Annotated in this window: 25 protein-coding genes; 3 read left to right on the forward strand and 22 right to left on the reverse strand. The window is 60.2% G+C overall.

Annotation, left to right across the window (positions count from 1 at the left end; translation table 11 throughout):
- From LGR44_RS00460 to LGR44_RS00505, 10 genes are all read right to left on the reverse strand, one after another.
- Positions 1 to 423, reverse strand: a complete 423-nt coding sequence (locus LGR44_RS00460) for an NlpC/P60 family protein (protein WP_226736064.1) — start codon at positions 421 to 423, stop codon at positions 1 to 3.
- Positions 420 to 956: a DUF1833 family protein gene (locus LGR44_RS00465; protein ID WP_226736066.1), complete on the reverse strand. Its 537-nt coding sequence runs from the start codon at positions 954 to 956 to the stop codon at positions 420 to 422. Before LGR44_RS00465 ends, LGR44_RS00460 begins: the two co-directional genes overlap by 4 nt.
- Complete coding sequence (locus LGR44_RS00470) at positions 956 to 1,321, reverse strand: hypothetical protein (RefSeq protein ID WP_226736068.1); 366 nt, start codon at positions 1,319 to 1,321, stop codon at positions 956 to 958. Before LGR44_RS00470 ends, LGR44_RS00465 begins: the two co-directional genes overlap by 1 nt.
- Positions 1,321 to 3,261 (reverse strand): tape measure protein, encoded by a 1,941-nt coding sequence (locus tag LGR44_RS00475; protein ID WP_226736070.1) that lies wholly within the window; start codon positions 3,259 to 3,261, stop codon positions 1,321 to 1,323. Before LGR44_RS00475 ends, LGR44_RS00470 begins: the two co-directional genes overlap by 1 nt.
- Before the next feature lie 186 nt (positions 3,262 to 3,447).
- Entirely contained in the window at positions 3,448 to 3,840 is a 393-nt protein-coding gene (locus tag LGR44_RS00480; RefSeq protein ID WP_226736072.1) for a gene transfer agent family protein, read from the reverse strand.
- A gap of 3 nt (positions 3,841 to 3,843) precedes the next feature.
- On the reverse strand, positions 3,844 to 4,293 hold the full coding sequence (locus LGR44_RS00485; RefSeq protein ID WP_226736074.1) for a phage major tail protein, TP901-1 family: 450 nt from the start codon (positions 4,291 to 4,293) through the stop codon (positions 3,844 to 3,846).
- A gap of 22 nt (positions 4,294 to 4,315) precedes the next feature.
- The gene (locus LGR44_RS00490) at positions 4,316 to 4,720 is read right to left on the reverse strand and encodes a DUF3168 domain-containing protein (RefSeq protein ID WP_226736076.1); all 405 of its coding nucleotides are present in this window, start codon (positions 4,718 to 4,720) and stop codon (positions 4,316 to 4,318) included.
- Complete coding sequence (locus tag LGR44_RS00495; protein ID WP_226736078.1) at positions 4,717 to 5,187, reverse strand: HK97-gp10 family putative phage morphogenesis protein; 471 nt, start codon at positions 5,185 to 5,187, stop codon at positions 4,717 to 4,719. The genes LGR44_RS00490 and LGR44_RS00495 overlap by 4 nt, the downstream gene beginning before the upstream one ends.
- Positions 5,084 to 5,329, reverse strand: coding sequence for a hypothetical protein (locus LGR44_RS00500; RefSeq protein ID WP_226736080.1), 246 nt, complete (start codon positions 5,327 to 5,329; stop codon positions 5,084 to 5,086). Before LGR44_RS00500 ends, LGR44_RS00495 begins: the two co-directional genes overlap by 104 nt.
- The gene (locus LGR44_RS00505; protein WP_226736082.1) at positions 5,326 to 5,673 is read right to left on the reverse strand and encodes a phage head closure protein; all 348 of its coding nucleotides are present in this window, start codon (positions 5,671 to 5,673) and stop codon (positions 5,326 to 5,328) included. The genes LGR44_RS00500 and LGR44_RS00505 overlap by 4 nt, the downstream gene beginning before the upstream one ends.
- 98 nt (positions 5,674 to 5,771) lie before the next feature.
- Here LGR44_RS00505 and LGR44_RS00510 point away from each other — a divergent pair, with 98 nt between their 5' ends.
- Positions 5,772 to 6,212 carry a hypothetical protein gene (locus LGR44_RS00510; protein ID WP_226736084.1) on the forward strand — a complete coding sequence of 147 codons (441 nt, stop codon included), beginning with the start codon at positions 5,772 to 5,774 and terminating at the stop codon, positions 6,210 to 6,212.
- Between the two features lie 573 nt (positions 6,213 to 6,785).
- Here LGR44_RS00510 and LGR44_RS00515 read toward each other — a convergent pair.
- The 10 genes from LGR44_RS00515 to LGR44_RS21690 form a co-directional block, all read right to left on the reverse strand.
- Positions 6,786 to 7,082: a head-tail connector protein gene (locus tag LGR44_RS00515; RefSeq protein ID WP_226736087.1), complete on the reverse strand. Its 297-nt coding sequence runs from the start codon at positions 7,080 to 7,082 to the stop codon at positions 6,786 to 6,788.
- A 1-nt stretch (position 7,083) separates the two neighbouring features.
- Positions 7,084 to 8,091, reverse strand: a complete 1,008-nt coding sequence (locus LGR44_RS00520; RefSeq protein WP_226736089.1) for a hypothetical protein — start codon at positions 8,089 to 8,091, stop codon at positions 7,084 to 7,086.
- A gap of 736 nt (positions 8,092 to 8,827) precedes the next feature.
- Positions 8,828 to 10,210 (reverse strand): phage portal protein, encoded by a 1,383-nt coding sequence (locus LGR44_RS00525; RefSeq protein ID WP_226736091.1) that lies wholly within the window; start codon positions 10,208 to 10,210, stop codon positions 8,828 to 8,830.
- Positions 10,211 to 10,213: 3 nt separating this feature from the next.
- Positions 10,214 to 10,447 carry an IS110 family transposase gene (locus tag LGR44_RS00530; protein ID WP_226736093.1) on the reverse strand — a complete coding sequence of 78 codons (234 nt, stop codon included), beginning with the start codon at positions 10,445 to 10,447 and terminating at the stop codon, positions 10,214 to 10,216.
- Positions 10,448 to 10,512: 65 nt separating this feature from the next.
- Positions 10,513 to 12,492: a phage major capsid protein gene (locus tag LGR44_RS00535; protein ID WP_226736095.1), complete on the reverse strand. Its 1,980-nt coding sequence runs from the start codon at positions 12,490 to 12,492 to the stop codon at positions 10,513 to 10,515.
- Between the two features lie 14 nt (positions 12,493 to 12,506).
- A complete protein-coding gene (locus LGR44_RS00540; protein ID WP_226736097.1) occupies positions 12,507 to 14,018 on the reverse strand; it encodes a terminase large subunit in 1,512 nt (503 codons plus the stop codon).
- A gap of 23 nt (positions 14,019 to 14,041) precedes the next feature.
- Positions 14,042 to 14,512: a phage terminase small subunit P27 family gene (locus LGR44_RS00545; RefSeq protein WP_226736099.1), complete on the reverse strand. Its 471-nt coding sequence runs from the start codon at positions 14,510 to 14,512 to the stop codon at positions 14,042 to 14,044.
- Between the two features lie 289 nt (positions 14,513 to 14,801).
- Positions 14,802 to 15,137: an HNH endonuclease gene (locus LGR44_RS21880; RefSeq protein WP_226736101.1), complete on the reverse strand. Its 336-nt coding sequence runs from the start codon at positions 15,135 to 15,137 to the stop codon at positions 14,802 to 14,804.
- A 370-nt stretch (positions 15,138 to 15,507) separates the two neighbouring features.
- The gene (locus LGR44_RS00555; RefSeq protein WP_226736103.1) at positions 15,508 to 15,834 is read right to left on the reverse strand and encodes an SPOR domain-containing protein; all 327 of its coding nucleotides are present in this window, start codon (positions 15,832 to 15,834) and stop codon (positions 15,508 to 15,510) included.
- 624 nt (positions 15,835 to 16,458) lie between these two features.
- Positions 16,459 to 16,593: a hypothetical protein gene (locus tag LGR44_RS21690; RefSeq protein WP_264196256.1), complete on the reverse strand. Its 135-nt coding sequence runs from the start codon at positions 16,591 to 16,593 to the stop codon at positions 16,459 to 16,461.
- Between the two features lie 68 nt (positions 16,594 to 16,661).
- On the opposite strand from LGR44_RS21690, the gene LGR44_RS00560 reads away from it, so the two are divergent.
- Positions 16,662 to 16,835, forward strand: coding sequence for a hypothetical protein (locus tag LGR44_RS00560; protein WP_226736105.1), 174 nt, complete (start codon positions 16,662 to 16,664; stop codon positions 16,833 to 16,835).
- A 1,395-nt stretch (positions 16,836 to 18,230) separates the two neighbouring features.
- Here the strand turns inward: LGR44_RS00560 and LGR44_RS00565 are convergent.
- Complete coding sequence (locus tag LGR44_RS00565; protein ID WP_226736107.1) at positions 18,231 to 18,458, reverse strand: hypothetical protein; 228 nt, start codon at positions 18,456 to 18,458, stop codon at positions 18,231 to 18,233.
- A 515-nt stretch (positions 18,459 to 18,973) separates the two neighbouring features.
- On the opposite strand from LGR44_RS00565, the gene LGR44_RS00570 reads away from it, so the two are divergent.
- Positions 18,974 to 19,135: a hypothetical protein gene (locus tag LGR44_RS00570; RefSeq protein ID WP_226736109.1), complete on the forward strand. Its 162-nt coding sequence runs from the start codon at positions 18,974 to 18,976 to the stop codon at positions 19,133 to 19,135.
- Between the two features lie 253 nt (positions 19,136 to 19,388).
- Here LGR44_RS00570 and LGR44_RS00575 read toward each other — a convergent pair whose 3' ends face one another.
- Complete coding sequence (locus LGR44_RS00575; protein ID WP_226736111.1) at positions 19,389 to 21,080, reverse strand: methyl-accepting chemotaxis protein; 1,692 nt, start codon at positions 21,078 to 21,080, stop codon at positions 19,389 to 19,391.
- Positions 21,081 to 21,216: the final 136 nt, after the last annotated feature.

A 21,216-nucleotide genomic window follows, 5' to 3' on the forward strand; every position in this document is an offset into this window, starting at 1 on the left:
TTATGCTTTGCGGCGGAACACGCGAAGATGGTTGTAGCCGATGGCCCGGAGAGCCGGGATGTCATCCACGACCACGCCTGCAGCCTTGTCGATGTGGATCACGGCGCCGGTTGTGGTCATGCGGACGAAGGTACCGAGGTGGAAATCGCGCTTGGCGACGTTGCCCATCAGCACGAGATCGAGATCCTGCGCCTCGGATTCCGGCACTTCCTCCCAGGCCTGCCGCTCGGGATGCGAAAGCATGGCCTCGGCCTGGGCACGGGTGGTCGGCTCGACCGGGCCGATGTCAGGCATGGAGACGCCGGCCAGTTCGTTCTGAATGTGACGTGCGAGGCCATAGCAATCATAGGCCGCCGGGCCACGCGCACCGATCTGATACGGCTTGCCGATCAGCCCTTCCAGGAAGGCGAGACGGTCGGTCATGATGCTGCCAAGAGCGCGGGGAACCGCTGCATGTCGAAGACTTCCCGCAGCACCCGGAGGTTCTGGGGCTTGGCGATGGCGAGCGAGCCCTCGAGGAGCGAGCCGCGCCGCTTCACCGAGCGGAGGATCAGTTTATACGGCCCCTGCCCTACGGTGTCGGGGTCCGAGGCCAGATAGCCGCGGAAGATGACCGTGATCGGGGTGTTCATCTTCACCGCAGCCTCAAGATGGCGGCCCATCTCGCGGTTCACGTTGTCCATGCGCAGGGTGCATTCCGCCCCAAGCTGGCCGATCCGGGGATAGTCGATTTCAAACGGCACAGCCAGGAACGGAACGATGAGACCGCCGCCGACCGGGGCCTCAGCCTCAAGCCGTGCGTTGAAGTCAACCGTATTGCGAACGATCCGGACGGGTGAGGGCTGACCATTCTCAATGAAGACGGGATGAATGGCTTCCAGGGTGATGAGCATCACCTCGTCCTTTGGCGCGGTGGCCGCCGCCTCGGCCCATGCCTGAGTTGCGCTGATCGGCATCAGAGATCCCAGACATCGAGGGAGAACGAGACGAAGATGCGGCTCCCGGCGCGGGAGGGCTGATACTGGCCGCCATTGCGCAGCCTGACCCGCCGAACCGTGCAGCCGGTCAGGTCGGAGACCGGCAATTCGAACTCTGCCGTGCCGTGCGAAAGCGTGTCCCGAACGAACGCCTTGAAGGTCTGGAACTCGGCCGTGGTCATGCGGATGGTGAGGTCCACCACGCCAAGAACGACGGTGGCCGTGCGGCGCGAACGGATGTTGCCCGCCTGCATCTCGCTCTCGAGGCCCTTGCGGAAGGGCTCGACGATGGAGCGGGACGAAGGCTCATGCGGGACGGTTGCAGGCCAGACGGGACGAGCCATCAGCGGCCTCCTATGGGCGATACGCCGAACCGCTGCTTGAGCGCCTTGTCGAGCCCGCCGCTGGCGACCATGCCGCCGAGCATCTGCTCGATCTGCACTTCAAGACGTGGCCCCTGCGGTCCCGGCACCTGGCGCGTCGAGACCTGCGCCCCGGCGTTGTTGTTGATCACGACCTGCATGGCACCGCCGCCGTATTTCCCATGGGGGACGATCCGACCGGGCGTCGTCGGCACGAACAGCTCGCGGCCATTCTCGCCGACCTCATAGGGCTGCATCGCGTTGACCATGCCGCCGCCCGCCTTGCCGGGGATGAAGGCCTTCAGGAGCCCATCGAGCAGACCACCACCGCTCCCCGTGCCGCCGAAGAGATTGCTGAACAGGTTGTCGAAGGCACGAGACGCGAGGGACTTGAGCAGCTTCTGGAGCACCTGGTCGAGCTTTTCCCCTTCCAGAATGGCATCCTGGAAGGCATTGGAGAGGATGCTGCCGACTTCTTGAGCGGCATCGGCGACTGCCTCCTGCGCCTCGCGGGCGTCCTCAATCTTCTGTGTCGCATCGCCATAGGCAGAAGCGAGACTGTCGATCTGCGCCTTGAGTTGCGGCGTGACCGCGACATTGGCCTCTTTGGCGGCCTCCAGAAGGCGGAAGGCGGCCTCGGCCTTGGCGGTCTCGCCTGCCGACAGGCCAACCGTGAGCCGCTCGGCGTCCAAGGCGCGGGTGCGGGCCTGAATGGCCTGGGTCTCGCGCTGGAGTTCGTGCAGGCGCTCCCGGCTCGACTTGCCGCCCTTCTCATCACCAGGAACGGCATAATCCGAGTTGCGGATGGGATTGACGGCCGGCGCAGCTGCCACTGGAGCTACCGCTCCCGGCTTGTAGCCCGCCATGCTACCAGGGTTCGTCTTGGCCCCGAAGACTTGGTCGAACCGACTGACCGGCGTCACGCCGCTCATGTTCTGCAGGCCGTTGCGCGCCGCCCATTCGTTGATGCGCTTGAAGATGTCCGAGTTCCCGATCTCGGCCATCCGGCTATAGAGATCGTTCAGGGCACTCATGGCGCCCGGCACAGCATTGGCGATCGCGTCGATACTGGTTGCGAAGCTGTTGACCCCGCCTGAAGCACTGTTCGAGGCCTGAAGCGCCTCATCAATCTTCCCGGCGAGGTTCGTCAGGGCGCTCGCCGCCCGGTTCGATGACTGCGCCATGGTGGTGCCGGCCGCGTTCGCCATCTTCTCGATGACCGGCGTTCCGGCCAAGAGAGCCCGGAAGAAGGCTTCCGACGAAACCTTGCCGTCCTTCACGAGCGCCGTGAGCTTGGCGACGGATCCGCCCGCCTCGACCATGCCTGCGGCTGCAGCCTGAAGGAGGGGCCTCGCGGCGTCCATCAGCGGCTCAAGCTCTTCCCACTGCACCTTGCCGGCGCCGAGGGCCTGAGAAAGCTGCAGGATCGCGCTAGAGGCTTGCGAGGCATCGCCGCCCTGCGCCCGGAGAGCCATGCCGACGAGTTCGGTCAGGCGCAGCAACTCCCCATTGGTCGCGTTGAGCTCACCCTGCGCCGAGCTGACGCGACCATACAGGGCCGCCATCGCCTCAAGCGGGGCGCCCTGGCGCTGTGCGATCTCATAGATGGCCTGATAGGTCTTGCGGAGGTTCTCACCTTCGAGCCCCGCCGTCTTGAGCGAGTTCTGGACCTTCACGAAGCTGTCGGCATAGGCCGAGACCTGTTGCACCGACAGTCCTGCGAAGATGCCCGCAAGGCCGGTTTTCACAGCCGTACCGGCACGGCTGAAGGACTGCGTGATGCGGTTCGTCGCCTGCTCGGTCCGCCTCTCGACGCCACGCATGGCGCGGTCCGTCGTCTGACGGGCGCGCTTCATCTCGTTCTCGAACTTCTTGACAGAAGCCTCGAGCGAGACGACGAGCCTTTCCACGTCTGTGGCCATGCTACTACTCTTTCAGCCAGTTCCAGAGGGCGTCTTCTTCGGAGGCGGTCAGGGCCTTGTCGCCCTTCGGGTCGTGCGCCTTCACATATTCGGTGACGGCGGCATTGAACTCCCAGAGCGAGAGATCGTCGACCTGCCGGGGCGTCCAGCCGAGAACCGCGCCCCAGCCATAGAAAGCCGCGAACTTCAGGAGATCACTTCCTGACTCGCGGCTTCCGGCTTTCCCTCGATGGGTTCCTCCGGGGTGCCGGCCAGGGCCGCCGAGAGGATGGCCTGGGCGTGGATGGCCGTCTCCATCAGGGGACGGATCTCCACGTAGCGCCGCACCAGATCGAGGGCGTCCTCGGGCTTGGTGCCACCGCCGATGAGGCCGAGGCGGATGACCTCGCGGACCTCATGCGGCCAGGCGTCGTAGTTCTGCAGCAACTGGAGGAGCGACATCGGGCCGATGAGAGGGGCGCCGAGCCTCACCCGCGGCTTGTTCACGGTCTCCTGCAGCTCGCGCAGCTGGCCGATGCCGAGACGGAACGTGTAGGTTCCGTCCGCGAAATCGAGTTCAACGGATCCGGTCCGGCTCATGGATTATGCCGCTGCCGCTGTGAAGGTCACGGCACCGGAGCTCTGCATTTCGACCGAGACCGTGGCCCGCTCGCCGCGGGTGGCGCCGATCTCAAACGAGGTCAGGTGGAAGAGGCCTTCCCATGAACCGCCGCCCTCGGCCGCAGCGCCAGCAAGCACGACGCGGGCGAGGACCGGCTCATCGCTCTCGAAAGCTGCACGCCAGCGCGAAATAGACTCGCGGGCCAGAACGCCCTCGCCGCTGATCGTGGCCGATTTTGAAACAACATCCCTATCAACGTAGGCGGCTTTATCCTCGTCCTCGCAGTCGATCGAGGTCGTGTCGTTCGTCTCTTTCGACAGGGTGAACGAACGCTCGGTCAGACCGCAGGGAGCGACAAACGTCCCGGGGGTCATGGTGCTCTCAAGCATGACTTTGACGCCCGAAAACGGGACAGTGGTAGCCTGCGCCATGGTAGTCCTCCGATTGGCAGGGTTAGGCGCTCTCCACCAGAGCGCGGAAGGTCATTCGGGCGCGGGTGAGGATCTCCTCCCCGCCATCGCCGATATTGGTGTCGCGGTGTCCTATCTCGGTCAGGGCATAGGGCTCATCGAGGACCAAGGGCATAAGGCTGAGAGCAGCCCGAACAGCGCTTGCCGCCCTTGACGCCTCCACCTTGCCGACCGCATTCGACCACACGTCCAGATCAATGAAGACCTCTAGTCCGTCGATGCAGTCAGCCCCATCCTCCACTGCCTGAATGTTGCGAATGGCGACGTAAGGCAGGGCAGCGCCGGCAGGCACCCGATCATAGATGCGCCCTGCGATGATCGCAGAGAGGGCCGCATCCGCCTTCAGCTTGCCGACGATGGCCTTTTGCAGTGCGGCTTCGACGCTCATGAACTGGCGACCTCGCGGGCGGCTTTCTTAGTGGCTCGGGTGATGCGGGACTTGACGCGCTTACGGAGCGCCCGGACCGGGGGATAGAAATATGGTTGTGGACGAGTGCCCGGATGCTGTGTCCCGGCGAACAGACCCTTGTTCTCGTGCGGGGCTGTGCCGAACTCTACCAGGCGCGCGTACCAGGCCGCGGCATCTCCTGCGACGATGGTCACGGACAGGTCAGGATCTCCCTGGACGCCCCCGGCTGAGACGCCGCGCACGTTGGCGTTCTCTGCCTTGTAGTTCCCCTTCACAGCCCGGATCGACCGTTCAAGCGCCCCGCTTTCCTTTGGCACGAGCCGCTTCTGCATGCCGACGATCTCAGCGGCGCCTTGATCGATTGCCGGTCCGATTGTCTGACGTGCTTTCTGAGGCAGAGCCGCCAACTTCCGAAGCAGCTTGTCCCTGTTCCTCACCCTCGCCATCGATCAACTCCACGGCTCCCGCGGCGTTGGCCGCCTCATACTGTGCTTCGGTGATCTTGCGCTCTTCGCCCTTCTTGAAGACGGTCAGAATGCTGGCGGTCGGCCAGTGGTCGAAATCGCGAGTGAAACGAACGCGCTTCATGTCGGGGCTCCCAAGGTGCAGGTGAGGACGTTCCACGCCCGCTTTCCGTCAGGGTCGCGGATGTCGTGGATGTTGTAGATCTCGGAGGGCTTTCGGGCGTTCACGGCCCGCCAATCCGGGGCAATCTGCACGGTCTGAGACGACCACCGGACAGTGATCTCGACCGGACGCACGCCCTGAAGCCGCTGGGCCAGCACCTCCTCGCGACCACGAGCCGGGGCGATGTTCGCGGCGACGGTGAACTGATCCGTCCAGGGGCCGGAAACCTCGTTGCCATACCCATCGTCCACAACGGAACGGGCTTGGAAGGTCACACGGTCGCGAAGTTCACCGGATCGAGGCATGTGTTATCCGAAAGCAAACGGGGCTGGAGCAAAGCAGAACGGAAAATTTACCGAATTACAGCCCACAATGCCTTCTCACGACACTGAAGGGGCTCCTAATGATTGAAATCTCACGTTTCGTACTTGCCGTAGGCATTTGTGGTCTTGCCACAGTAGTTGGTACTGGCGCACGGGCGGAGGATCCCCCGAACTTAGTCGGCACCTGGAAGGGATCGACCCAGGCTGTCTATGTTGGCTCAAATCCGTACCGAGTAGCTGAGAAGACCGGCCCCAATTTCTCGACCAACCAGATCGAGTTCACGTATTCGATCACGGAGCAGAAGGCGAATCTGTTCGCCGGGACATTATCTGCTGGGAAATTCTCAGAGACGCTCATCGGAGCGATCAGTCCTGACAACCGCAGCGGCGTCATGTCAGACGACGATGGACAGTACACTCTCTCAATCCGCGATGCGAACACGATTGATGTCTGCTATCAGCACAGCTTCCCCACCAGTCGTGTGGCGGCATGCTGGACGCTGAAGCGTACAGCCAGCTAACTTCCGCTAAATCGGCATACGACGCGGATATGCTTTAAGTCGGCAGGCTCCGAATTTACTTACAAGTAACTGTCTAGCCTGCCGGCGGAGAATCATGTATTAACACTGCCCCGCGGAAAATTCCGCGACTTCACAGCCACAGCCAGAGGAGGCGCTTCATGTCCGAACGACTTTGCATGCGATCGCGCTCAATCCTCATTGAAACTCTTGCTGCTGTAGGCTGCTATGAAACCGACTGTGTTCCCCCTGCCCTTTGTAGGGTTCGCATTTCGCTTTGAGTTCGTCCGCATACCGCGGAAACCGGCGAACGATCAAAAGCCACCCGTACTAACATTCGAGTTCATCGAGTCGATGCGGCGGCAGTTCAATGCACATGTGCTGCGAGATATCGGCATCGACAGGAGCCGGATGGACTGATGGTCCGGCTGCTCTGGATCTCACCCGTGTGGGTTGACAGTTGGCTCTCACTTGCTAGTGAGCGTGTGCGGTGTTGCAACCGGCATCGCACACGCCCCGGCTGAGATGTCCTGCACGGCTGATCAGCTGGGGCGTTATCGTTTCAACGAACTTGCGTCAGGCAATGGCTGGATCTCGGAACCGAGCAAGAAGCCGTGCGACCGGTCCGTTAGACGCGAGATAGTCGCCACCCCCAGCACCGGTGCGGTCGTCCCAAAGTGCCGTCAGCACCAACAGGATCGCGGCTTGGACAGGCTTCGGAACCGTCGTCTCAGTCCACCCGTGCTGAGGCTTCTTCAGATAATTGACCACGATCTCGCTGGCCTGCTCCATTTTCATCCGCAGGTCGACGTCCTGATCGTCATAGTCGATGCGAAGCTGCTGCTTGGCCTGTTCGATGGTGATGAGAGCCATGTCAGACCGCCTTTACTGGGATGCCGACGCGCACTGGCTCGACAGGCTTGGCTTCCTTCACGACTCCGTCGCGACCGTCCCTGCCCTTCTTCACGGCAAGCCGGAAACCCTTGCCGGCGGCGGGTCTCTCGCTGGTTTCCTGCTGGCAGATCCAGAAGGAGCCGCCCCAGGTCACGCCATCGCCCGGGCGATAGGTCTGGCCTTCCTTGTAGACCCCGCGGTCAATCACGACCGGGAGACGGAAATCCTTAACCCGGCCATCGCGCATGAAGCGCAGCACCAAACCCCCGTCAGTCTCGACTAGATCAAGATCCTCAAAACCGAACCCGTCGCGCCCGTCCTTTCCGTCTGCGCCCTTCTCGCCTGGAGCCCCATCCCTGCCGACCACGGGCCCGAGGTTCTTCGTCTCCCCAGTGGTCAGGGTCACGACGAGTTCGCCGGAGCGGTCGATAATCGTACCAGCCAGTCCGACGCCATCCTTGCCATCGCGACCGTCCTTGCCGTCAACGCCGTCCTTAGGCACGGGGATGGTGGACACGACTCTTTCGACTGCCTCGGACACCATCCGTTGCACTTCTGCAGGATCGACGCTCTCGCCATCTTTCCCGGGCTCGCCGTCCTTCGGTCTGGGAAGCTCACTGACGCGCTTTTCAACCTCCGATGTGATTAGGGGGGCCACGTCCTCGATGGTGACGCTCTTGCCATCCTTCGGCGCCGAGATGGCGGCAACTGCCTTCTGAACCTCTTCCGTCACGATAGCCGGGATGTCAGGCAGCGACGTCGGCTCAATGGCCTCAATTGCCAGCTTCAGCTCGGAAATCTCCTCGCAGATGATCTTACGAACTTCGCCCAAGTCGGCATCCTTCCCGTCCCGCGGTGCAGGCAGCGCGTTGAAGCGCTTTTCCAGCACGTCCATGCGGACGGTGATCGAAGCCATCGCCTTCTCCATATATGCGCGAATAGCGGGCGCGATGCCTTCCATCAGCGCGTCGATGTCGGCGTGCTTCATTCGTTAATCTCTAGAAGAGGGGTTGCGGGTCTAGACGTACCCGAGATCCTCGGGCATCCGGTTCTTTTTCCGAATGTTCTCTGTCTTGGTCAGTATCTGGAGGTTAGCCTCACAGTGGAGGCCACAAACCGTCGCGCCTTGCAGAGGATAGATATGATCTACCTCATGCGGAATTCCTGTTTCTGCCGTGAGGCGTGCTGCCTCAGCATAAATCGCCCGAATAGCCTGCTGGTTTGCCCATGGAGGAGTCGCTTGCAACTTCGCGGCATTCCGCTTTGCAATTAATGCATTCACAACGTGCTTATTCGCTCGCGCCCACTCGGCATAACTTGCTGCACGGTGCTCACGATTTTGCTCATACCACTCCTGCCAATACTCAGCTCGCTCTTCTCGGTTTTCAGAGTACCATTGCTTGAAGGCGCCCGGGTTTTTGCGGCGCCAAGCCCCGGTGTGTTCGTTAACACATTCGATGCACTTATACGCGAGCCCATCTGGAGAGGCGCGACGTACGTGGAACGCGGATGTCGCCTTGATCTGGCTACAGGCACTACACTTTTTCAGGCCATGGCTCCGAAGCTCTTCAGCTTCCCGGCGAGAGGCAAGAATTCCAGGCTTCCTGGCTTCCGCCCTACAGTCCATACACTGAGCCACTACCCCCTGCCCTCCCCGAGGAGTGCGTCCACCACGTGGCTTTCTCGCCTTGTGAAAGTCTGAGGTTGGCTTCTCGAGCCCGCAATCAGTGCACCGTTTCAGCATCGATAGTGAGCATCTTTGTTAACGATGCAAAAGCGTAGTTCGGAATGTGCTTTTCATCAACAGAATCAAGCTCTTCACTCACATCTTTCTCCGGTGGACCGCCCGAGCGGCTCGCCCAAGGATCATCAAGAGCATCGCGCTTCGCGAGAGCTTCCAGGCTAAAATTTTGCTCTTGCAAATACGGGCTATTGCCCCCAGGAACGGGCTTCAGATCAAGCCGCCTGCGGGCCTCGTTCGGGGCCTTGATGCCGGCACCCACGGCCTCCTTCTCGGCATTGATTAGGGCCGTCGTGTCCATTCGGAGCAGGTTGTCGACGTCGAACTCCGTGCCGATGTTCTCTCCCATGCCAAGGCCTTCATCGAGGCAGAGCTCAGCGGCCTCGATCAGGACTTGCAGGCACTGCGAGTAATACTCGATGTTGAGGGCCTGAACGTTGTTGTACGTCGGCATTTGGCCAACACCGATCTTGTACGGCGGGACATGGTAGGTCGAGCAGACCACTTCAGCCGACCATTTCAGCTGCTCGATGAGCTGCGAATCGACGGCCTTGGCTTTCAGGGCCTCGTACTTCAGACCATCGCCCAGGACCGCCACCTTGCCCGAGTTCTTGCCGGAGTAGTTGCTTTCCCAGTGCTCTTTAAGCCGCTTGGCCGTCTCGTCGCTGATCGCGCCAGGAGCGGTCAAGATACCGCTCGGCTGCGCTCCATTCTGAAAGAAGAGCGTGCTGTCGCTCTGAATGGCGAGGCCGTGCGTAGCGGCCAGCCCACTCGCGAAGATGGGTGAGAGGCCAACGAGCGGGTGAAAAAAGCAGTTGAAACGATCATGGATGACCTCGCGGGCCGGCACAGTGACGCTGGCGGGCAGCCCCGCAAGGTTATCCGTCTTGAGTTCATAGAAGACGCTGCCGTCGTCAGACACCAACGGCGTGACGAGAGTCCAGTCCAGCACATAGAGCGCCTTGACCACGCCGCGCCCGTCTCGCTGCTTGAGGATCAGGGCATTGCCCCGCTGCAGCTTCGACAGGATCCAGCCTTCCATGAACTGGATGCGGTTCTGGAAGTGGTTCGGCTTGCGCAGAACCGGCGAATATGCGGGGTTCGTTACCTCCGACCAGATCCCGTTCTCGTCCTTCTGGACGAGCTTGATGCGCAGCTTGGAGATGTCCGACGCGATTAGCGTCCGACAGGCAAAATCGGCGTGGTTCGAAAGAACGGAGTCGTAGCGGACTTCGACGTTCTGCTGCCAGGCACCGGCGAAGGGCTCGAAAATGCGATACCACCCGCCGCGACCTTGGCCCACAGGCGAAAATGCTTTTTCGTCCGTACCCTTGGCGCGGGAGATGTTCAGCCCAAAAAGGCGCATGGATCAGCCCTTCGCTTCAGCGATTTTGGCTTTTAGTGTCTCGGTATCCCAGCCGTGGTAGGGCCGCTTGCCGACGACATCCTGATACTGCTCGCGCAGAACCTTCAGTTCTTCTTCCGGGTCAATGGGCCGGCGAGCCTGCATGTCGCGACGCCTATACCCTAGTTTCCCAAGAATGCGGGCATAACGAGGATCCTGAGCGCGAAGAGCGCGGTCCATATAGCTCTGGGATTTCATTAAGGGCTCCTATGAGAAGACCGGCCGCAAGTGGTCGCGGCCGGCCATGAGGTTCAGGCTATTGGCTAGGGCGTGGCAGGAGCCTCGGGGGCCGGAGCGCCCCAAGTTGCGCCGGTCAGGATCGCGACCGCAGAGGGACGACGACGAGCCCAGTTGATGAACCGCTCGACGCGGAACGCCACTGAGTTAGTCTGGAACATCGACACGAGCGACGTGGCGCCAGTCGGCGCGCTCGAGTCATGCGCCGGGTTGTCGGCCATCTCGAGCGAGGCCTCGCGGGACATATCCACCTGAACGCCGCCTTCGTCAGCCAGGTAGATATCGCCGGCATTGGCCAGGACGACGGTGCCTGCGGGGATGTAGTCCGAGACGATCACCGGCATCTGGTTGAAGGTGCCGCCCATCATGGAGATGCCCGGGAATTCCGGCTGCCCAAGCGGGTTGACCATCATCGAAAGCGCAAGGGCGGTCGTGGAGCCCATGATCCAGACGCCTGTCGTCGGGGCGTTATTCGCCGCGATAAAGGTTGCCATCAGGGCGCGGACGTCGGCGCGGATCGCATCGGCATCACCACCAGACGAGGTGACCGGGGTCAGCCCGTTGGTGATCGAGGGGGGCGAGACGCCAGCGACGGCGGCCTTGGCTGGGTTGATGAAGTCGATGTCCAGGCGAGCAGCGATAGCCGTGGCCAGGTTGTCGCGAAGCAGGGCTTCGGCGGCCGGGTTCGACCGGCGCAGAAGCTCTTCCGTGACAACGGCGATGTTCGCAACCTTGAAGATCTCAAGGATGTTGCGCTCATAGCCGAACCGAGTCAGAGGCTTCGCCTTGCCTTCGCCCACCCAGTAGCCCTCGCCACCTTCAGTCTGACCGACGAGCGGCACATTGAAGGGCACGTTCCGGAGACCCGGGACGCCGTTCTGACCGAACCGACCGAGGATGGTGCGCGGACGCAGGAACTCAACGAAGTCAGCGATAACGTCAGTGCCTTCGCCGACGAGCGGAGCCGCCCAGTTGCCGTCCTGAGTGGTGCCGGCAGGAACCGCTGCCTTGAAGACGAGACCGTAGATGGACGAGTTTTCGCCATACAGCTCCTTCGCTACGGTGCGGACGCTCTCGCCGTCCAGTTTCGCGATAGCTTTTACCTTCGCCAGACGCGCGAAACCGATACCCTTTTCGAGCTTCTCGACGGGCTGGACCTGAATGCGGGAGCGGGCGGCCGTGCCCTCTTCGGACTTCTGGCCGGCCACCGGCTTGGCGGAGGCAGCCTGGGCCTTCTCCAAAGCGCGGAGGCGCTTCAGATCGCCGTCGATCGCAGCGACCTCGCCCTCGAGCGTGTCGAACTCCTCCTGCTCGGCCTGATCTGTCGAACGGCCCTCGTCAATGGACTTCTGCATGACTTCAGCCATGCGCGCGGACTTGGCCTGCCGAGAGGCCTCCAGAGTCGCGATCTGTTCTGCGATAGTTTTCATTCCCGTGCCCTCCTTCGGGCGCAATTTGACGGTTTTGACGGATTTTCCGGAGGCGCCCGGAGGGACAGGCCGATCATCTGCCTTCGGCTCCTTGCCCGTCGCGGCGAGCAGAGGGCGGTCAATCGACTTGATGGTGGAGATCACCGCGTCGGCATTGGCCGGCACGGAGACGAGGGACAGCTCAAGAACCTCGCTTTTGTTGAAGCGGATGCCGCCTTCATTGAGGAACGAGTATTCCAGGGCACGGAAGCCAATGGAGACGGCACGGACGAGCCCAGCCTTCACCTCACCCCAGGCGGTTTCTACGCGGTCGCGCAGCGGACCCGGTTCCCCGATCTTCGGTAGGCGAGCCTCAAAAGTGATCCCGTCCTTGGTGGGTCTGTCGAAGGTGACGGTGCCAACAGGCTTGTCGTGGTCGTGCTGATGCAGCAGTGGCATCGGGTTCCTGAACTGGACGCCAAGAGGCTCAACGATGTCCCCTACCCGGTCAGGGTTGGGTGTCGTCGCCACACCGCGGATAATACGCTGCTCCTCCTCGACCGCTTTGACAGTCAGGATTGAATACATGCGGTTCATTCTTGGGTTCCTTCTCAGCCCAGTATGAGCATCTGGTATTCGGGCTTGCGCTCGTCCTTGCGGTCACGGGACTTGAGGCCCAGCGCCATCGTCAGCGCCACGGCGCCGTCAATGCGGAACCGGGCTTTGGTCTTGTCGGTCTTGCGCCCACCGGCCGGGTCAGTGACCGCGACTGCGTTTGCCATATTCCAGTTCAGTACCGGGTTGTTGCCGTGGATCAGCTTTCGGTCGATGACGGCGAGTTCCATTGCGTCGATGGCCGGCGTCATGTCCCTGAAACCCTGCCCCCAAGGGATGATCCGCAGCCCGTCGCCCTTCTCTCCGTCCTTTTGCGAGGCGAAGTCGATGCGATCGAACTCCTTGATGAGGTCGTCTATCCGCCAGCGGTCGTATGCCATGCCAAGGACGCGATAGCGCCCGTAGAGGTCTGCGATGTGTCGGGCGATGACCTCCTTGTCGATCGAGCGGCCCGGGGTCGCCAGAAGGTGCCCCTGCTTGTGCCACTCGACGTAACGATAGTTCCCCGACCCGAAATCCCGGTTCGAGTGCTCCTTCAGAAAGGCCTCGGGCTTCCAGAGGAACGGCTTGATGCGGCTCGGATCGTCGGCACTGACCATCACGAGAGCGGTTAGGTCGTTGATCGAGGACAGGTCCAGGCCGAGATAGACCGCCTCGCCCTCCTCAATCTCGGCATCCCCCTTGCAGGCCATCCATTCGGCCCGGGAGATCAGCGAGGCCACCGGCGCCACGCGCTGGTTCAGATAGAGGTTACGGAACTTCGGCTCCTCGGCCGGCATGCGCTTTGCCTTCGCCGCGATAGCCGCCAAGTCCTCGAAGGACCGGAAGTCGTAGAGCGCCGGGTTAGCCTTTTCCCAGCACTTCGGATCGAAGATGTCCTCCTGCTCCTCGGGAACAGCGTAGAGGTGGCAGACGATAGTCTGGTCTTTGGCACCCAGTCCGTCGTCAATGAGCTTCGACAGGATGTGCTCCGGGTCGTTGCTCTGCGTCGAGATTGTTACGAAGAGCGGCTCCGCGCGAGCACCCATCGATGTATCAAGAACGTCATAAAGTTCGCGGTCTTTCGCTTGAGCCAACTCATCGAAGATCACGAAGCTCGGGTTCAAACCGTGCTTCGTCCCTGCCTCTGCCGAAATGGCCTTGTAGAACGAGCCGTTGCTGAAGCAGGCAATGTGCTTAGTGGAGTCGACCACCTTCAGAAGCGCCTGTAGTTCCGGATCCGCCCGCACTATCTGGGCAGCGACCTTGAACACCTGCGCTGCCTGCTCCCTGTCATTGGCCGCCGAGTAGATTTCTCCGTTCGGGATGGCCTCGGGACCAACCAGATGGGCGAGCACCAAGGCCGCGATCAACGCCGTCTTGCCGTTCTTGCGCGCGATCGACAGAATGGCTCTGCGGACGATCCTACGGCCAGACGACCGATCATGCGGCTCGTAAATGTCGCGAATGAACTGCTTCTGCCATTCGCGGAGCTTGAACGACCCGCCCTGCCCTTCACCAGAAGGCACCGTCAGGCATTCGATGAAGTCGATTACTTTTTGCGCCCGCCCTGGATCGCGATAAGGCCCTCGAACTTGGACTTTGGCTTTTCGTGCTCGACCTTGAGGCCGACGCGAGCTGCCGGACTTAGACCGAGCCGGTCGCCGAGCGAAGCCATCGTCATAGCCTGCTTGTTCAGGATGGACACCCATGGATTTTGATACGCCGCGCCGGACTGCCCGACGCTGATATGGCCTTCCTTCTCCAGCGCCTCGACTGCCAGCTTGTGCAGCGCGTATGCCTGGCAGAATGCCGAGAGGATCGGAGCATCAGCCTGCGAGTAGAAACCGGAGGGCATCGATCCGACGATGGTATCCCAAGCGGCCGAGGCGACATGATCGAGATGATCCGGCTTCTCTGCTTCGCCGACCGTGCGAACTACTGGCTTTTCGGGCCTATGACCCGGATTGCCTGCCAATTTGACGAGATCCGGGTGCGTCGGCTTCGGGCCACGCTTACCCATATGAACCCCCTATACTAAAACCTGCGGGATTTCGCGTTCGACTTGGGGCGCCGGTCCGGCTCTCTGAAGCGCCAGACCTTGGACCTACCCCCCTCGGTTACCACCTCTACCCACTATGGAAGCTATTCTTCTTCAGGTGGAGCCGTACTGTTGTTAGGTGGCTTGGGGGCTACCACGATGGGAACGTTCTTATCCGCTTGTACTGACAAGACTTTCTCAGCTGGCCTGCTGCCAATGGCCCACTTAATGATGTCAGATATACTGGCCCAGAACGATAACCGTTTACCCTTTAAGAATAGATCGGCCATCCATCCTCGCCCAGAGCCTGGATACGCCCTCGCTCCTCACGCTGCTTGTCACGATTATGGTGTGGAGCACAGAGGCTCTGCCAGTTGTCCTCGATATCCCAGAACAGTGCAGTGTCGCCTTTGTGGGGCTTGATGTGGTCTACGACTGTGGCAGGGGTTACTCGCCCTTCCTTCTGACACATGACGCAAAGGGGATTGTGCTGGAGATAGATCTTGCGGGCCTTATCCCACCTCGTGTTGTAGCCTCGCTCGCGGGCTGAGCCTCTGCGCCGATCAGAGTCTCTGTTTCCGGCCTCGTGTTCTAGGGGCTTTGGCATGTTGGCCCATCACGCATGTCACAGAACTGAGACAGAGCGGCTTTAAATGCCCCTGGCTATGGAAACCCGGAACAACGAAGCCTTCGACCACGCCCTTGATGCTGAGGACTGCTCTGACCACTGCCCAATTTGGTTCTGTGTCGCCATGGCCGTCTTAGCTGGCGTCAGCTTGCTCCTTTGCCACCTGCTCGCGTGGTCCTACCCCATGGCAGGAGGCTAGGGCCCTAGCGAGCATAAACAAACCGTCTTTGGAAGCGGGAGAGGGAGATCAAGCGTGCTCATGACAGAGCCGCTCGGGAGCGTTTCCAGCACTCCACGTGATACAGCGGTAATCAGATAGTAGATTAGAAGAGCCTTTCTTCACTATCCGTCACTCTCCTACATACCGTCCATACTTCACGTATGCGCCAGGGAGGCATTTCTCCACGGCGACCGCAACTTGCTTTGCTTCCGCCGAGGATTGGTAGGCACCTATTACGAAGACATTGTAGCCAGGAGCGAAGCCTTTGAACTTCCATGAGAAATCATTAAAGACGGTGTAACCACAGCGCTTCCCAGCTGCGGTAAATCTAACAGAGTCGTCGCCCATTCGGCCCGTGTCTGTCTCCGGGATTGAAGCCACGATCACCCACCATCCTTCGTCGAGTGGCGCCTCATCATCCTCTTGTGACTCTTCAGGATTTCCGATTGCCTCCATTGCTATCAGTCTTGGCTCATCGGCCCAATCGAGAGCTGGGTCAGTCGCACTGCCCAACCAGGCGATATGCGACGTAAGCTGGTCTGTGTCGACGTCACCCGCAGCCTGAATGTTCGTGGTTCCCATTAATAGCAAGAGAACAAGTAGAGACCGGTGAAGCCGCATAACCTAAGGTCCTATGCAGAATATTCTGTGTCGTTGACGCTATCTGGAGGCTCTTTCCTGTAGCTGTCGCCTCCGGAAAGCGTCAGAGGCTTACATATCGCAGACATTGACCTCGCCAAACAGGATCTAGTTGGCTCTCCGGAACCCAATCTTTATTACCACCTCTCTAAGAATCAGACGAAAGCCGAGGCTAGATGTTGGCGAGCTTGCCCATGCTACCTTGCTCAACGGTCTAAGTGCTTAGGCATTCGCTTTCCCTGAGACCTCGCACTTGGCGATCGGAACTAACATATGTTAACGACCCCACCCGAGGGACTTCGGGAGGCGGCATGGGGCAAGACAAGACAAAGCCATGGCGACGGGTTCTGGACGTGTGCGCTGTCATCGGCGCCGTTGCCGCGACCGCTGTTGTGATTTCGCTCGTAGGTGAACTCCCAGGTCAGCCCGTTCACTCGGCATTTATGCCAGATGCCTCTCCGCCGCGATGGTGAGCATCTGATCCCGCAGCATGTCGGACCTCTGCAACTCGGTTTGGTTTTCCCTGAGTGTCAGGGTGAGGAAGCGGAGGAGGATGTCCATGCTGTGTTCGTTCATGCGGCGTCCCGCGGACTTGCATATGCCCTGCTACTCGTCCCAAGTGTTGTTCTTGGAGGAACCAACCGATGCGATTTGGGATTGGCGATGCTGTGCGCCTCAAGGCCCATCCAGCACAGAGCATGAGAGTTGTCGAGGTTGCGGAGGACTGGGTTATCTGCCGGTGGTTCGATAAGGCGGCCGTTCAGGAAGGGGCATTCTCTGCCGATGATCTGGAGAGCATCCCGGACGGCAATGACTAAATGGTGACTTGTCTCAGCTACCGCGCCCACCATTGGGCAAGATAAACCTGTCAAAGAGCGAGCAATCGTGTAAACTGACTCAATCAGCAGTTCCTCAGTCGGCTGCTGCCCTTTTGGGCGCATTGTGTGTCTCGAAGCTTACCTGGCTTTGGGAGACCCGCCATGCCAACCGAAATGCCTCCAGGACGTGAGCCCGCCCAATCAGTTGCAGTACCACCGCCTGAATGGCTTCCGAAAGCCTTGAACTGGATGGCCGTTTTCGTAGGCCTCGGCTTATGCTTCTGGGCGCTCAACTATGGTGTGATGGCGACAAGCTACTCGAATAGTCCGAGTAGCTCGGGGGCCTACAACACCCACGAGTGACCCGCTGGCAAGGTCAGCGACCTCTGGGAGAAGAGCTATGTTTGGAGACCCAAAATCAAAGAGTAAGCACCCCTGGCTTGCGACCATAGGCATTACAGGCATCGGTATACTCGGTCTCCTCATAATGTGGGGTCTTAGCTTCGAATAAGGCCTAGTCTCTCCGCGATGCTCTCCTCTACATACAGGTGAGGAGAGACTTCGACCATGAGACAGCCGTCGTCTCGGCGAAATGTCGTGCGGGATTTGCGGGGCATTGCATGAGGACGCAAAAAAGCCGCCTCGGAATGACCGGGCGGCGGGCGTTCATAAAGCTAACGCATTCCGGGTGAAAATCACCGAGAGTGCCTTGAGAACTTATTTCTAGCGCAAGGCTGCATTCACGGCAATAGGGACTGCCAACAAGCCCTCGGCTTTTGAACAAGGCGATCTTCTCGCGTTCAGTAAGCCCAGTAGAGACATTGATGCAGAGTTCTACCTCCTTTCCAATCCGGATGTGGGCTTAGCCGGTGTCGACGCTTTCTCACATTTCCGACAAACCGGATGGCGCGAAGGGCGTGATCCAAATGCCTACTTCGATACGGATGGCTACCTCGCCACCTATAGGGATGTCGCGGCGGCTAGGATCAATTCTTTAGAGCATTACCTGCAATCAGGCTGGCTGGAGGGTCGGGATCCCTCAGCCGCATTTGACACCTCGAGCTATATCGCCGCCTATGGCGATGTAGCCGCGTCTGGTAGCGATCCTCTGCAGCCTATCTCAGGTATGGGCTGTACGAGGGCAGATCGAGCTTCAATGACAGCGTGATCGGGTAGCCTGGGTCATCCCGAGCACGGGATGACGTACACTCCCATAGTCGCGCCTTGGTCGGCCTCGTCCTCACCGTCGAGTATATCGATGGAGGTCGAGGCCCATTACTCAGGTTCAGCGGTCACCTTTGAGGCCTAGCGCCACTATTCTCTGGGAGGCGGCAGGAAATCTCCCCGTTCCCCTTAGCTGCGCGCCCCGTAGACACTGCAAGCGCATGATAGAGATTACGATACGAGGTGGTTGCGAACCTCGGCGATAGCGGCCAGCAGGAGAGCGCCACCTACCGTGAGCCCGACGAACTCGGGTACGATGTGAGCAAGAGGATTCTCGTCGGGCTCGACGCTGGTAAACGCGTGGTGGATCTGGTGGATCACGCCAAGCGCCATGCCCAGAAATGCACCAAGATAGGCTGCGTTCGCTCTGCTCCAGCGTTTATTAGAGCTTCGTTTCATCCGAATTCATGTCCTACCCGTTTGATCCAAGGGAACGTTAGCACCGATGCGGCGGCGGCTGATGCCCGGCGGGTCGATCCGGATACCAGGTGCGGCACTCCCCTGGCGGTGGGAGATGCCCCGGCGGAATCCGTACACGGTCGCTGCGACTACGGCGCGGTCGTTCATCCCTGTACCCGTACTCCCGGCGGTCATAGCCAAGACCGGGAACGCCACTGCCGTCGTAGGGCCCAGCCTCATAGGAGCGGTCGTAGCCGCCTCGCCAGCGCCCCTTGCCGCTCTCATCCTTGTCGGGATCTGCGAAAGCACTCCCCGCCCATCCGGCCAAGACACAGGTCAATACAGCTGCCAGTTTAAGGGTTCTCATGAGGAAGCTCCTTTCGCTGAATAGGCGAACGTTGTGGCTGCGAAAGAGTTGCGGTGGGAACCTGAACAACAGCCCAACGTGTTCACAGAGGCTTTATCGGAAGTTTGCAGACGATTAGTTCACGTGGGTGAGGCATAGAAGGGCCACTATGCGCCCGAAGATGCACCGCGACCCCAATCGCCCCCTCAAGATCAACTCCAACGAAGCTCGTCTCGACCGTCAGAGTAGAGCGCTCATCGTCACCATCAGTTCGGCATCTGGTGGCAACGGGCGGCGTGAGCCCCACCCGATCATGCGGGCCTCGGCTTGAGCATCTGCAGGGGCTGGAGCATTGCCATAAGCGGCCTGATCGGAAGTGCGCAGTCTGCTTGGTGGATAGGATGCGGAGTGGCCCTCAAGGGCATCAGGCTCGCTGTCTTGAAGTTCAAAAAGAATGGCCCTGCTCAGTCCCGGGGGGAACCGAACAGGGCCTGTGTTTCGCAGCTTTGAGGCTGCGTGACATTGCCTTGTCTAACCGCTGAAGGTTAATAGACTGTTGCCATGAGGCTCGGCAGGACTAATCGTCAGGCTGCCTTCACACCGGAGAGGAAGTCCGTGACCTCACGGCCGAGGCTTTCGGAATGGCGCGCCAGTTCCTGGGCCGCTCCGAGAACCTGCGATGCGGCAGCACCCGTTTCGCCAGCACCTTGCCTCACGTCCGCGATATTGCCCGTCACCTGCTCGGTTCCCCGGGCTGCCTCCTGCACATTGCGCGCAATCTCAGCGGTGGCAGCGCCTTGTTCCTCCATGGCAGCGGCGATGCCGACCGAGATTTGAGACATCTCGGTGATGGTCCGAGCAATCTCCTGGATGGCCGTCACCGTATGCTGGGTCGCCTGCTGCACGGATGCAATCTGCGTTCCGATCTCTTCCGTGGCCTTGGCCGTCTGACTAGCCAGCTCTTTGACTTCTGTTGCCACAACCGCAAAGCCCTTGCCTGCCTCGCCGGCACGCGCAGCCTCAATGGTCGCATTCAGAGCCAGCAGGTTGGTCTGGGAGGCGATGTTGTGGATCAACTGAACAACATTGCCAATCTTCTCGGCCGTTCCTGCAAGCTCCTGCACGGTAGTGTTGGTGCGCTGAGCGCCTGCCACGGCCTGATCCGCAATGCGGGAAGACTGTGTTACCTGGCCGGCAATTTCCCGGATCGAGATTGACAACTCTTCGGTAGCCGCTGCGACCGTCTGCACGTTTGCGGAGGTCTGCTGAGCCGCGGAGGCAACGGTGACCGACTGGTTGTTGGTCTGATTGGCAACCGCCGTCATAGATTGCGCCGTTGCTTCCATTTCCGTTGCGGCAGAGGACAGTCCCTGAGTCAGAGCGGACACGTTGACCTCAAAGCGCTTCGTGAGTTGGTCCAGCACCTCGGCCCGACGCATCTTAGCCTGGTTCTCAGCCTCCTGCTCTGCCGCAAGACGGCGTGCTTCGATGGCGTTGTCCTTGAACACCTGGAGGGCACGCGCAAGCTGCCCAACCTCATCCTTTCGCTCGATGCCTGTGACGGAGACCGTCAGGTCGCCTTGGGCCAACCGCGACATGGCTCCGGTCATGGAGCCGAGAGGACGTGTGACGCCATAGATGGAAATTGCGCCAATGACACCCAGCGCGGTCAATATTCCAGCGACTGCTGCGGCGACTAGGGTCTGCGTGGTAGTCGAGGCAAGAGTGTTCGCATCCTCCTTGGCCTTCGCGAGAGCCGCCTTGCCCATCTCGACACGCTCGTTCAGGTCGTTGCGGAGCTTGATCCGCGCATCTCGTCCTGGGCCATCCGAGATAGCAAGGGCAGCGTCATCATCATTCTTTACACCGAGAGCAACACTTTTGTCCGTGAGTTCGAAATAGGCAACGATATCGGACTTGAGCTTGCCGTACGCCGATTTCCGCTCAGGCGTATCAGCAAGGGCAATCAGCTCATCAACGCTCTTCATCACCAGCCCTTTGTACTGGTTATAAGTCGGCACGATCTTTTCGAACCTTTCAGGCTTGCTCACCGCAAGTAGGTTCTTCTCCTGTGACGTTACCTCATTCACGTGGGCATTGATCTGAAGAGTGATTGCCAGACGGGTAGCTTCGAAGTCGACTAGCTCCTGCGTATCATGGGCCATGTCTTTGAGGCCTGATGTAGCAAGCCCAACGAGGCCGACAGTGATAGCAACGAAGATTGTGACAGGGATCGCTAGCTTGGTTAGCAACTTGAGGTTATTGATAAAGCGCATTGTCTCTTAGTGGCCTGCCCGCATCACCGCAGGAAGCGCGCGCCCCCACGACGCGACAAGCTCAGGCGCATTCATCAATCAAGAAATCCGTTGAAGATAGTCTTAATCCGGGGCTTGAAATCGAAGAATTCCGCAC

Source organism: Microvirga lenta (assembly GCF_020532555.1).
Classification (GTDB): domain Bacteria; phylum Pseudomonadota; class Alphaproteobacteria; order Rhizobiales; family Beijerinckiaceae; genus Microvirga; species Microvirga lenta.